Annotated in this window: 12 protein-coding genes; all 12 read left to right on the forward strand. The window is 39.5% G+C overall.

The annotated features are described in order from the left end of the window. Positions 1–81 precede the first annotated feature (81 nt). A complete protein-coding gene (locus HT725_RS06850) occupies positions 82–5,223 on the forward strand; it encodes a YSIRK-type signal peptide-containing protein (protein WP_173253287.1) in 5,142 nt (1,713 codons plus the stop codon). 163 nt (positions 5,224–5,386) lie between these two features. Then, entirely contained in the window at positions 5,387–5,677 is a 291-nt protein-coding gene (gene rpsF, locus HT725_RS06855; RefSeq protein ID WP_166731100.1) for a 30S ribosomal protein S6, read from the forward strand. A gap of 11 nt (positions 5,678–5,688) precedes the next feature. Beyond that, positions 5,689–6,159, forward strand: coding sequence for a single-stranded DNA-binding protein SsbA (gene ssbA, locus HT725_RS06860; protein WP_000609606.1), 471 nt, complete (start codon positions 5,689–5,691; stop codon positions 6,157–6,159). Positions 6,160–6,190: 31 nt separating this feature from the next. Then, the gene (gene rpsR / locus HT725_RS06865; protein ID WP_000068664.1) at positions 6,191–6,430 is read left to right on the forward strand and encodes a 30S ribosomal protein S18; all 240 of its coding nucleotides are present in this window, start codon (positions 6,191–6,193) and stop codon (positions 6,428–6,430) included. A gap of 121 nt (positions 6,431–6,551) precedes the next feature. After that, on the forward strand, positions 6,552–7,055 hold the full coding sequence (locus tag HT725_RS06870; protein ID WP_173234695.1) for a GNAT family N-acetyltransferase: 504 nt from the start codon (positions 6,552–6,554) through the stop codon (positions 7,053–7,055). Between the two features lie 82 nt (positions 7,056–7,137). Next, positions 7,138–8,538 (forward strand): bifunctional Cof-type HAD-IIB family hydrolase/peptidylprolyl isomerase, encoded by a 1,401-nt coding sequence (locus HT725_RS06875; RefSeq protein WP_173253288.1) that lies wholly within the window; start codon positions 7,138–7,140, stop codon positions 8,536–8,538. 1 nt (position 8,539) lies between these two features. Beyond that, positions 8,540–8,899: a S1 RNA-binding domain-containing protein gene (locus HT725_RS06880; RefSeq protein WP_000689593.1), complete on the forward strand. Its 360-nt coding sequence runs from the start codon at positions 8,540–8,542 to the stop codon at positions 8,897–8,899. 53 nt (positions 8,900–8,952) lie between these two features. After that, positions 8,953–9,702: a tRNA1(Val) (adenine(37)-N6)-methyltransferase gene (locus tag HT725_RS06885; protein ID WP_173253289.1), complete on the forward strand. Its 750-nt coding sequence runs from the start codon at positions 8,953–8,955 to the stop codon at positions 9,700–9,702. Then, positions 9,692–9,976 (forward strand): GIY-YIG nuclease family protein, encoded by a 285-nt coding sequence (locus HT725_RS06890; RefSeq protein WP_173253290.1) that lies wholly within the window; start codon positions 9,692–9,694, stop codon positions 9,974–9,976. The genes HT725_RS06885 and HT725_RS06890 overlap by 11 nt, the downstream gene beginning before the upstream one ends. A gap of 85 nt (positions 9,977–10,061) precedes the next feature. Then, complete coding sequence (locus HT725_RS06895) at positions 10,062–10,997, forward strand: manganese-dependent inorganic pyrophosphatase (RefSeq protein ID WP_173253291.1); 936 nt, start codon at positions 10,062–10,064, stop codon at positions 10,995–10,997. Between the two features lie 87 nt (positions 10,998–11,084). Then, entirely contained in the window at positions 11,085–11,597 is a 513-nt protein-coding gene (locus tag HT725_RS06900; protein ID WP_173213522.1) for a YiiX/YebB-like N1pC/P60 family cysteine hydrolase, read from the forward strand. Further along, entirely contained in the window at positions 11,581–12,231 is a 651-nt protein-coding gene (locus HT725_RS06905; RefSeq protein ID WP_173213523.1) for a DUF1803 domain-containing protein, read from the forward strand. Before HT725_RS06900 ends, HT725_RS06905 begins: the two co-directional genes overlap by 17 nt. Positions 12,232–12,304: the final 73 nt, after the last annotated feature.

The raw sequence follows: 12,304 nt of genomic DNA on the forward strand, positions 1-12,304 counted from the left end.
TGCTACGATATTTTAGGGGGGGCTTTTTATTTGCCTTCTCAAAACATATTAACAGATAATCATTACAAAAGGAGTGTAGCAATGTTTAAGAATAAAGGCGTACATGCTCGTTCACAAGTGGAAAAATTTACACGTTATAGCATTCGTAAGGTTAGTTTTGGGGTAGCTAGTGTAGCTGTAGCTACAGGATTGTTTTTCTTAGGTGGGGGCAGCGTTCAAGCAAATTCTCCAGTAGTTCCAGCTAGACCAGAAGTAGGTGCTGAAGGAGGAGTACAGGGAGATAGTGAATCGCTCTCACTTTCAAAAGTGAATGACAATACACTAGCTAGTGAAAGTTCGACAGACTCAGAAATGGAACCGGCGGTATCAGTTCCAAGGGTGCCAGCAACTGTGGAACCACAACCAGAAACAGCAATTGAAGCGTCAGAAGTTACAAAGGTTGATACAAGCAAATTGGAAGCAGCTATTGCTCGTATGCAATCAGCTCTTGAAAAAGCAGGCGTATCTGAAAAGACTGCCGCAACAATCGAAAATGCTAAGGAAGAACTAGCTAAGGCTCAAACCTTCCTATCAAATGAAAAAGCAACACAAGAAGAAGTAGATAAAGCTACGCGAGAATTAAAAAACAAAGCTTTCGTTATTGAAAGTATGCCAAAAGCAGAAAAGAAGGAAGCAAACAATAATCAAGACTCGCGTAATGGACAAGCGATTCCTGGTAATGGGGAAAGTGGGTTTAGAGAGGCTACAGGTGCTCAAGAAACTCCGCTTGCAGATGTAGCAAGAGTATCAGATGATGAACTGACAAAAGCTAAACAAGAATTACAAGGTGAAATTACAAAACTTACGGCTAAAATCTCTACTGAGGAAGCAAAGGGAGAGGGTGAGATAGATAAAGAATTTGTTGAACTTTTGAACACGATTAAGACTAAGTCAGAAACTATTTATAACGTAGAAATAGCTAGTCTAACAACTGAAAAAGAAAAGCATGCTGCTCTCCAAAAGCTAAAAGCTCAAAAAGATACTCTTCGTTATTATCAATCAGGTAAAGTTGATTGGGGTGCACCAATCAATAATAATGCTGTTAGATTTGGGAATAATAATGAAACAGGTGTTTTTGCAAATTTAAAGGAAGGTTTTGGTGAACAGAACTTCTCTAGTGCTATTAGTAAACAAAAAGATAGTGGGGATCAACAATTAGGTCCGGATACTAATAGTCCGAATGTTGGTTCAGCTACATATCATTGGAAGGAACTAGAACTTACCAGAGAACAGGCAGCAGATGGCACCAAGCTAAATGGTTGGAAATTAACAAATAATACAGAAAAGGTGACTCTAGTAAAAGGAGAATCCCCTACCAATATCACCCCTAAACCTAACCAAACCTACACTCCGAAATCTGCTAAGCTATATAGCAATAATGATAAAGTAACAGCCACTGGTGGACAAAATAGACCTAATGCAGGTGGTGGTATGTTATCTGGGTTAATTTCTGCAGAGGACATGAAAAAAGTGGGATTAGGAAGGGTTGATAGAGACTATTACTTAGAGTTAGGGAAGAAAGGTAATGGAATTTATCGAGATGTGGATGTTAACCCTAACTCTCTGCTCTTTGTGAATGTTTTACATAATGGAGCTTATGGACCACTTGCTCTACCATCAGAGGGAGAAAATGTTAAATTAACAATAGTAGATGCTTATACTGGTCAAAAACTAACGGAATTGAAGCGTAAAAATGGAAAATCAACAAATGAGTTTGAACAAAATCCTGGCAGTGTCGGAAATGGTTGGCGAAATTTACTTCGTGCTGTCCATATCCCAGAGGGAACCACAAAAGTTCGTGTGATTGTTGAAGCAGGAAGTCCAGGACAAACCAACAAAACACTTGGCAATAACCCTATCGAAGATGGTTATATCATTGGAGGTATCGGGATTGCTACAGGTCCAGCCGTTAATATTTCAACTAATATCACTAGTGAAAAGAAATCTGGGAAATATGGGTTTACCGATGATGCTATATATGGTAAAAAACAAACAGGAACAATTGATTTAAACATACGAAACTTAGGTGGAGCGTCTATCACTGGATTCCAAACAAAATATAAAGTAACGATTAAAGTACCGAAAGGTGTTGTACTTGGCTCACTAGGTACGCCAAGTGGTAGGCTAGATTTGAATACTGCTAACGGACAGTCTGCTTGGGAACTAAATAATACATGGACAAGTGATTTTAGATTTGATAAAATTAAGTCAGAGCTAAGTTTTCTTGTTGATTCTTCAAAAAGAGGGATTATAGCTGGAGATAATCGTAAATCAGACTTTATTGTTAAAATTCCATTTGAAACAACAGCAGATTATGTGGGTAGTTCTACCTTTGAAGTTTCAGGTCAAAATGGATTTCCAGGAGATGATAGTTTGGGAAATGTTCTCCATAGATATGGAAATAATGATTCCAATTTTTATGATGTTTCAGAAAATGTCAATGCTCCAAGTCTTAAATATTCAAATGAACCGAACTACAAATATAAAAAGACCTTGTATATCGATTCATTTACTGATGTTGATAAAATCACTGTTCCAGTCGGAACTAGTTTAGATAAGATCAAGGAGCTATCTAAATCAAAAGCGAAAGAAACGATTGAATCAGAAGAATACAAGAGAAAACTGGATGAAACTAATGCTACGGCTACTCTAGATGATCAAGGAATGTCTACGGGAGTTGTTGCTACTGACGTAGCGAAAGAGAATGCCGGTGTTATAAAAGTGCCAGTAGTTCATAGTCGAGATGGAAAAAATTATAAAAATACTGTAGATATAGAAGTAAATGTAGTGAAATCAACTACCAATAAGTTAGTAGTATTCGAAGGAGACAAGATTACTGATGACCAAGTGAAATCTTCTGTTACATCAGCAACAATTAATACTAAAACTGGAGTGGTGAATAATCCTAATGAAGCAGATGTGATTAATACAACAGGAAAAGCTGGGGAAGCAGGACTTAAGATTCCTACAACTATCACACATGAAATAAATGGAACAAACATTAATGAAACTGTTGAAGTACCAGTGACTGTCTTACCAAAAGCAACTGGTGAAGTAGAAGTACACAAAGGAGCCTCAGTAGATAAAGTAAAAGAAGTTGCTAAAACAAAAGCAACAGCATTAGTAGAAGCAGCAGACTTCAAAGGGAAATTACCAGCAGGAGCAACAGTAACAGTTGGGGATATAACAGAAGAAGTAGCAGCAACTCTAACAAATGAAAAAGGTACAAACAAAGGTGTTGTAAATGTACCAGCTACTTATACAGTAGATGGAACAGAATACCCTACAACAGTACCAGTAACGATTAACGTATTAGGTTCAGAAACAAAACCAGTCTACACTGTAGAAGGAACAAAACCAGATGCAAACAAAGTAAAAGATGCTGTAACACCGGGTACTGGAGGAAAGGTAAATGAACCAAAAGCAACTGATTTACCAGAAACAACAGGTAAAGCAGGAGTAACGGATATAACTGTTCCAACTACAGTAACGTATCCAACAGGAGATGAAACTGTAAATGTCCCTGTAACAGTATTACCAAAACCAGCACCAAAAGGGGTTACGGTCTTAAACGGTACACCAAATGAAACTTTAATTGATGCGATTCGAGCAAACGTAAAAAAAGCAATAGATGGCTTGACAAATGTTCCTGAAGGTGTAACTCCATTTGTAACGAACGATGCTATTGTCACTCCAAAAACTGATAAAAATGGACAACAAACTCCAGCTACTGTTACAGTTAAATACAGAGATAATAGTGGAAAAGTTATTGATGACATTTCAGTTGACGTCGACGTTCCAATCAATGTAGTTGGTTCAACTTCAACATCTAAAGTTGTATTTGAAGGAGATGAATTAACAACCAAGGATATAACTGACGCTGTCACTCCAGGGGAAAATGGAACGAAAGGTGTGCCCAAAGATTTAGCAAAAGATATTACTGCAAACCCAGGTGTGAAAGAAGTAACTGTACCAGTAACTTATACGGATCAAAATGGAGCAACTTTAACAGAACCAGTAATAGTTAAAGTAATAGTTCTTCCAAAACCAACACCGAAAGGTCTAATTGTTGCTAAAGATAGCGACAAGGAAAAAGCAAAAGAAAAAGTTCTTGCTAAGGCGAAAGAAGCTATTGCAGATGGTACATTTAAAGGAAAACTTCCAGCAAATGTTACAAATGTAAGTATTGATGAAAATGTAGAAAATCCAGATTTGTCAGATGATACTGATGTAAATGTTACTGTGAAGTACACTGTTGATGGGGAAGAAAAAACAACGGTTGTTAAAGTTCCAGTAACTGTTGTAGAGGGAGTTCCTCAAATCGTTCCAGTGGATGAAAACAATAAACAACCAAATCCAGAAAACAGTATTGATAAAACGGAATACCCAGAGGGTTCAACATTTGAGTATAAAACTCCTGTAGATACCACAACCCCAGGTGAAAAAGATGTAGTCGTTGTTGCTAAAGACGGAGATGATACACTTGTTGAAGTTCCAGCTAAGGTTAAAGTAGTGGAAGGAAAAGCACAAGTGGTATCTAAAGGTGTAGTGCCAAATCCTAAGAAAAATATCAATCCATCTGATTATCCAGAAGGTGTGGTATTTGAATATAAAGATAATCCAGACACAAGTACAACTGGAGATAAAAAAGTTATTGTTGTTGTTAAGCGAAGGGATAAAGTCTTGGTGGAAGTACCAGCAATTGTTACAGTTGTTGAACAAAATCCAACACCGTCACCATTAACTCCAAACGTTAAAATAGTGACTCGTTTTATTGATGAAAATGGTAAAGATATTTCAACATCAGAGGAAGGTGTTAAAGAACCTAAAGTTGTTGAAGGATATGAGTTTACAAAAACTACGATAGATGAAAATGGCAATAAAGTTCATCATTATAAGAGAGTGGTGACACCGCAACATTTTGATACAGAAGTTCCTGAAACTCCGTCTCAGCACTCCCAATCAGCTCAACCAAGCACTCCAAGCCAACCTGCTGTTCCAACACCAGCTGAACCATCAGTAGCAACTGATTCAGCTACCCAACCAGCAACACCTAAATACGTTGATGGTCAAAAAGAATTGCCTAACACAGGTACAGAAGCTAACGCTAGCCTTGCAGCGCTTGGACTTCTTGGAGCCCTAAGTGGATTTGGACTTCTTGCTCGCAAGAAAAAAGAGGACTAAAAACTCATAGTTTTTGAGAAGATGATTCGTCATCTTCTTTTTTTATTTAGGTGTTTTTACTTGCGTAAAAAATTTTTTTCTAGTATAATAGTTTATTGTGAGCGAACCTCACTTACCCCTTGCAAAGTCTTGGGGTCATTAGACCAAAAGGAGGAACATATCAATGGCTAAATACGAAATTCTTTATATCATTCGTCCAAACATTGAAGAAGAAGCTAAAAACGCTTTGGTAGCACGTTTTGACTCTATTTTGACTGACAACGGTGCAACTGTTGTTGAATCAAAATCTTGGGAAAAACGTCGTCTTGCATACGAAATCCAAGATTTCCGTGAAGGACTTTACCACATCGTTAACGTTGAAGCAAACGACGATGCAGCTCTTAAAGAGTTTGACCGTCTTTCAAAAATCAACGCTGACATTCTTCGTCACATGATCGTCAAAATTGACGCGTAAGAAGGTAAACTATGATTAACAATGTTGTACTTGTAGGGCGTATGACACGTGACGCTGAGTTGCGTTATACCCCATCAAATGTAGCAGTTGCGACTTTTACTCTTGCAGTAAACCGTACATTTAAGAGTCAAAATGGCGAACGTGAGGCTGATTTTATCAATGTCGTTATGTGGCGCCAACAGGCTGAAAACCTTGCTAACTGGGCTAAAAAAGGCTCACTTATCGGGGTGACAGGTCGTATCCAGACTCGTAGTTACGATAACCAGCAAGGACAACGTGTCTACGTGACAGAGGTCGTGGCTGAGAATTTCCAAATGTTGGAAAGCCGTAGTGTGCGTGAAGGTCATACAGGTGGAGCTTACTCTGCCCCAACTGCAAACTATTCAGCACCTACAAATTCAGTACCAGACTTTTCACGTGATGAAAATCCATTTGGAGCAACAAATCCATTGGATATTTCAGATGATGATTTACCATTCTAATGGACAACTAAAATTATAAAGGAGAAAAAACATGGCTCAACAACGTCGTGGCGGATTCAAACGCCGTAAAAAAGTTGATTACATCGCAGCAAACAAAATTGAATATGTTGATTACAAAGATACTGAGCTTCTTAGCCGTTTCGTTTCAGAACGTGGGAAAATCCTTCCTCGTCGTGTAACAGGAACTTCAGCTAAAAACCAACGTAAAGTAACAACAGCTATCAAACGCGCTCGCGTAATGGCTTTGATGCCTTTCGTAAACGAAGATTAAAAAAGAGGTCCGGGTGGACCTCTTTTTCAGACCCCGACGGGTCTTTTTTCACGAGATAGTTTTTTTCTGACCTTGGCGTGCTATAATAGTAATAGAAAGAGTAAAGGTGGGTAAGTCAAAGATGAATTGTACGATTAGAAATATGATTAAGTCTGATATTGAGTCCTTATCTCATGGCTTTATGAATCAAGGTTGGCCTGGTAGAGAGGAAATTTTGGCTAGATATTTTCTGGAACAGGAAAGTGGGGAGAGAGAAGTCTTAGTTGCAGAGATTGATGGTGCTGTAGCGGGCTACGTTACCATTTTACCTTTGGCTAAACATGGTCCTTTTGCAGAAGTCTATCCAGAATTATCAGATTTTAATGTGTTTGAGCCTTTTCGAAATCAAGGGATTGGGAGTCAACTGCTAGAAGAAGCAGAAAAACGAGTCAAGTTTGTTTCGAGTAAGGTCACTCTTGGTGTAGGTTTACACTTAGGCTATGGCCCTGCCCAGAGATTGTACATCAAACGAGGCTATATTCCAGATGGGACAGGTGTCTGGTATCGAAATCAACCCTTGGAAATGAATGCTACTATTCAAAATAATGATGATTTAGTTCTGTACTTATCCAAGAAGTTCGAATAAGAGATAGCGAATTTCTTTGAAAATAGGGGATTTAGCTACTTTATGGTATAATGGAAAGAGTTAGATTGAAAGAGGTAGTGAGATGGATGCGAAATTAAGATACAAGGCAAAAAAGATTAAGATTGTCTTTTTTGATATTGATGATACCTTGCGGAATTCAAAGACTGGTTTTATTCCGTCTTCAATCCCAGCTGTTTTTAAGCAATTACGTGAGAAAGGAATTTTGACAGGTATTGCTTCTGGACGAGGGATTTTTGGTGTCGTTCCGGAGATTCGTGACCTCAAGCCTGACTTTTTTGTGACCTTAAATGGTGCCTATATTGAAGATAAAAAAGGTCAGGTCATTTATCAACATCAGATTAAGAAGTCAGATGTTGAGGAGTATATCTCTTGGGCCAAGCAAGAGGGAATTGAGTATGGTTTGGTTGGGAGTCATGATGCCAAGTTGTCGACTCGCACCGATATGATTAGTGAAGCTATCAATCCAATTTACCCCGATTTAGATGTAGATACTGATTTTCATGAAAAAGAAAATATCTATCAGATGTGGACTTTTGAAGATAAAGGAGATGACTTGCACTTGCCTGACAGTCTCTCAGATAAACTTCGCATGGTTCGTTGGCATGAGCATTCGTCTGATATTGTGCCGATTTCAGGTTCCAAAGCGACGGGTGTGGAAAAGGTTGTGGAACACCTTGGCTTGAAACCAGACAACGTCATGGTTTTTGGAGATGGGCTCAATGACTTGGAACTCTTTGATTATGCTGGAATCAGCGTTGCAATGGGAATTTCTCATGATAAAATCAAAGAAAAAGCAGATTATATAACAAAAACACTAGAAGAAGATGGCATTTTTGATGCCTTAGAAGGATTTGGTATGGTAGAAAAAGAATTGCATTTCCCACAAGTAGACATTGAAACAGTAGAAGGTCCTATCGCGACTATTAAGACCAATCACGGAGACTTGCGGATCAAGCTCTTCCCTGAACATGCTCCTAAAACAGTGGCTAACTTTGTAGCTCTATCAAAAGATGGCTACTATGATGGTGTCATTTTCCACCGTATTATCAAGGACTTTATGATTCAAGGTGGAGATCCAACTGGAACTGGTATGGGAGGCGAGTCAATCTACGGCGAATCATTTGAGGATGAATTCTCAGAAGAACTTTACAATATCCGTGGTGCTCTTTCCATGGCCAATGCTGGTCCAAATACCAACGGCAGCCAGTTCTTTATCGTGCAAAATCAACACCTGCCTTATTCTAAGAAAGAAATTGCGCGTGGTGGTTGGCCAGAACCGATTGCGGAAATCTATGCCAACCAAGGAGGAACTCCTCACCTAGACCGCCGTCACACGGTTTTTGGTCAGTTAGCTGATGAAGCATCTTACGCAGTCTTGGATGCCATTGCTGCCGTTGAGACAGGGGCTATGGACAAGCCAGTTGAAGATGTTGTGATTGAAACAATTGAAATCGAGGACTAAGATGAAAATCGGTGATAAGCTAAAGGGGCGTATTACAGGGATTCAGCCCTATGGTGCCTTTGTTGAGCTAGAGACAGGTGATACAGGGCTGATTCACATTTCAGAGATTCGGACAGGCTTTATTGAAAATATTCATGAAGCCTTGAAAGTCGATGAAGAGGTTCAAGTTCAGGTAGTGGATTTAGATGAATTTACAGGGAAAGCCAGTCTTTCTATCCGCACTTTGGAGGAAGAAAAGCACCAGTTTCCAAGACGGAGACGCTTTTCAAGCGATCGTTTTAACTATGGCTTTGCTCCTCTCAAACGAATGATGCCAATTTGGACTAGAGAAGCCTTGCACTATTTAAAAAAGAAGAAGTAGTTTAGAATTTTATATTTTTTGTAATGTTAATATAAATCTGTTATAATAGAACCATGGAAGAAGAACAATTATTAAAATCAGGGGAGCGCATTAACCAGCTCTTTTCGACAGATATTAAAATCATTCAAAATAGAGAGGTTTTTAGCTATTCGGTGGATAGTGTTCTCTTGTCACGCTTTCCACGTTTTCCTAAAAAGGGCTTGATAGTGGATTTCTGCGCTGGAAATGGAGCAGTGGGGCTATTTGCTAGCACTCGGACTCAGGCACAGATTTTGGCTGTTGAGATTCAGGAGCGTTTGGCGGATATGGCTGAACGCTCTGTCCGTTTGAATGGATTAGAGGAGCAGATGCAGGTCATCTGTGATGATTTGAAAAATATGCCTGCTTACATCCAGGGAAGTAAGGTGGATATGATTTTGTGTAATCCGCCCTATTTCAAGGTAGATACTCATTCCAACTTAAATGAGAGTGAACATTATCTCTTGGCGCGCCATGAAATCACGACCAATTTGCAGGAAATCTGTCGTAGTGCCCAGAGTATTCTCAAGTCTAATGGACGGTTGGCTATGGTTCATCGTCCTGACCGACTCTTGGACATTCTGGATATGTTGCAACGACATAATCTAGCCCCTAAGCGCCTGCAGTTTGTTTATCCAAAGAGGGAAAAGGAAGCCAATATGCTCTTGATTGAGGCTATCAAGGATGGCTCGACAAGTGGCTTTAAGGTCTTGCCACCTCTCATTGTTCACAATGATGATGGCTCTTATACGCCGGAACTCGAAGAGATTTATTATGGATCATAAGGCTTATATGTATGTGCTGGAGTGCCGTGATGGTTCCTACTATACGGGTTATACCACTGACGTGAGGAGACGCCTTGCTGTCCACAATAGTGGGAAGGGAGCCAAGTATACTAGGGCTCGCTTACCAGTGAAACTTATTTATGCAGAAGGATTTGCCAGTAAGGAAGAAGCCATGTCGGCAGAAGCCCTTCTCAAGCGTAAGAAGAGGCCACAGAAGGAAATATTTTTATCTGAAAATCAAGATAGAAATTTACTCAGTTATTTTGAAGAGTAGCGGGGAGTCCTTTGACTCCTCTTACTTTTGTCAAAAAGCGAAAAAAATGCTACAATAAAGAGAATAAACAAAATGAGGTATTATCATGTCTAAGATTCTAGTATTTGGTCACCAAAATCCAGACTCAGATGCCATCGGGTCATCTGTAGCTTTTGCCTACCTTGCAAAAGAAGCTTACGGTTTGGATACGGAAGCTGTTGCCCTTGGAACTCCAAATGAAGAAACAGCCTTTGTCTTGAACTATTTTGGTGTGGAAGCACCGCGTGTTATCACTTCTGCTAAAGCAGAAGGCGCAGAGCAAGTTATCCTGACTGACCACAATGAATTCCAACAATCTGTATCAGATATCGCTGAAGTAGAAGTTTATGGTGTGGTGGACCACCACCGCGTGGCTAACTTTGAGACTGCAAGCCCACTTTACATGCGTTTGGAGCCAGTTGGTTCAGCGTCTTCAATCGTTTACCGTATGTTCAAAGAACATGGTGTAGCTGTGCCTAAAGAGATTGCTGGTTTGATGCTTTCAGGTTTGATTTCAGATACCCTTCTTTTGAAATCACCAACAACACACCCAACAGATAAGGTTATTGCTCCTGAATTGGCTGAATTAGCTGGTGTCAACTTGGAAGAGTATGGTTTAGCTATGTTGAAAGCTGGTACAAACTTGGCTAGCAAATCTACTGACGAATTGATTGACATCGATGCTAAAACTTTTGAATTGAACGGAAATAATGTCCGTGTTGCCCAAGTAAACACAGTTGACATCGCTGAAGTATTGGAACGCCAAGCAGAAATTGAAACTGCAATGCAGGCTGCTAACGAAGCAAACGGTTACTCTGACTTTGTCTTGATGATTACAGATATCGTCAACTCAAACTCAGAAATCCTAGCACTTGGTGCTAACATGGACAAGGTTGAAGCAGCCTTCAACTTCAAACTTGAAAACAATCATGCCTTCCTTGCTGGTGCTGTTTCACGTAAGAAACAAGTGGTACCTCAATTGACTGAAAGCTTTAATGCTTAAGATTTTGAGTGTTAAAGTTCAAAATCGGAAAGGCTAGTTTGCCTTATATCGAAAGGAGTTTCGGCTCCTTTTTTCTAGGAGTGAAGCATGTTAGAAACTGGTGATTTGATTTTTGTGAGAGATGAGTCGGACATGGGGCAAGCCATCCAGACTTCCACAGGCAACTATAACCATGTTGCCATTTATTTGGATGGGATGATTTATCATGCTAGTGGACAGGCGGGTGTTGTTTGTCAGGAATCAGCAGACTTCTTTGAGTCTAATCACTTGTACGACCTCTATGTCTACCCAGAAATGGATATCCAGTCGGTGAAGGAAAGAGCTTGTAAACATCTAGGGGCACCCTACAATGCTTCTTTCTATCCAGATGGAGAAGGTTTTTACTGTTCTCAGTATATGGTAGAAATCCTCCCCATTTTTGAAACTATTCCCATGAAATTTGGTGATGGGGAGCAGGACATTAGTGATTTTTGGAGAGAGTATTATAGAGAACTAGGTCTGCCTGTTCCTCTGAACCAAGCTGGGACCAATCCTAGTCAGTTGGCAACATCACCTCTGTTAGAATGTAAAGAAAGGAATCTTCATGATTCAGATTTTTAATCCATCTCGTTTGACGAGACAGCCATTTTTTGGAGAATTGATCCGCTATCTGGACCAGCATGAGGATGTGATTCTACGGGAAATTAAGACTCAATTTCCAGATGTAGCAGTTGACAAACTCATGGAAGAGTATATAAAAGTGGGCTTGGTTCGTCGGGAAAATAAGCGTTATTACCTCAATCTTCCTATGCTTGAATCACTCGATAGTCTCGAACTGGATCAAGAGATTTTTGTCAGCGAAGATAGCCCGGCCTATCAAGCTTTGTTGGAGCAGAGTTTTGAGACAGAATTGCGCAATCAAACCAATGCAGCTATTTTAGTTGAAAAAACAGATTTTGCGCGGACTAAAATGACCCTGTCTAATTATTTCTACAAGGTCAAACATCAGTATCCTTTGACAGAAAAACAGCAGGAACTTTATGACATTTTGGGAGATGTTAATCCTGAGTATGCCCTCAAGTATATGACGACTTTTTTGTTGAAATTTCTCAAAAAAGACCAGCTTATGCAGAAACGCCGAGACATCTTTGTGGATAGTTTAGTTGTCCTAGGTTATATTGTCCAAAATGAAGATGGAAAGTATGAGTTGGCCGTTGATTTTGACAAGGAGAGATTAACTTTCTATTTAGTGTGATTGCTTTTTCTGAGCACATTGTTTGACTTTATCTATCGATAAGTTTATACTAATGTAACCGATAACACATATC

The sequence above is a fragment of the Streptococcus sp. 2579 genome (assembly GCF_013277195.1).
Taxonomy (GTDB): Bacteria; Bacillota; Bacilli; order Lactobacillales; family Streptococcaceae; genus Streptococcus.

Coding starts and splice junctions, on each gene's coding strand:
- HT725_RS06850 (WP_173253287.1), top strand. CDS start 82: ATGTTTAAGAATAAAGGCGTACATGCTCGTTCACAAGTGGAAAAATTT.
- rpsF (WP_166731100.1), top strand. CDS start 5,387: ATGGCTAAATACGAAATTCTTTATATCATTCGTCCAAACATTGAAGAA.
- ssbA (WP_000609606.1), top strand. CDS start 5,689: ATGATTAACAATGTTGTACTTGTAGGGCGTATGACACGTGACGCTGAG.
- rpsR (WP_000068664.1), top strand. CDS start 6,191: ATGGCTCAACAACGTCGTGGCGGATTCAAACGCCGTAAAAAAGTTGAT.
- HT725_RS06870 (WP_173234695.1), top strand. CDS start 6,552: ATGAATTGTACGATTAGAAATATGATTAAGTCTGATATTGAGTCCTTA.
- HT725_RS06875 (WP_173253288.1), top strand. CDS start 7,138: ATGGATGCGAAATTAAGATACAAGGCAAAAAAGATTAAGATTGTCTTT.
- HT725_RS06880 (WP_000689593.1), top strand. CDS start 8,540: ATGAAAATCGGTGATAAGCTAAAGGGGCGTATTACAGGGATTCAGCCC.
- HT725_RS06885 (WP_173253289.1), top strand. CDS start 8,953: ATGGAAGAAGAACAATTATTAAAATCAGGGGAGCGCATTAACCAGCTC.
- HT725_RS06890 (WP_173253290.1), top strand. CDS start 9,692: ATGGATCATAAGGCTTATATGTATGTGCTGGAGTGCCGTGATGGTTCC.
- HT725_RS06895 (WP_173253291.1), top strand. CDS start 10,062: ATGTCTAAGATTCTAGTATTTGGTCACCAAAATCCAGACTCAGATGCC.
- HT725_RS06900 (WP_173213522.1), top strand. CDS start 11,085: ATGTTAGAAACTGGTGATTTGATTTTTGTGAGAGATGAGTCGGACATG.
- HT725_RS06905 (WP_173213523.1), top strand. CDS start 11,581: ATGATTCAGATTTTTAATCCATCTCGTTTGACGAGACAGCCATTTTTT.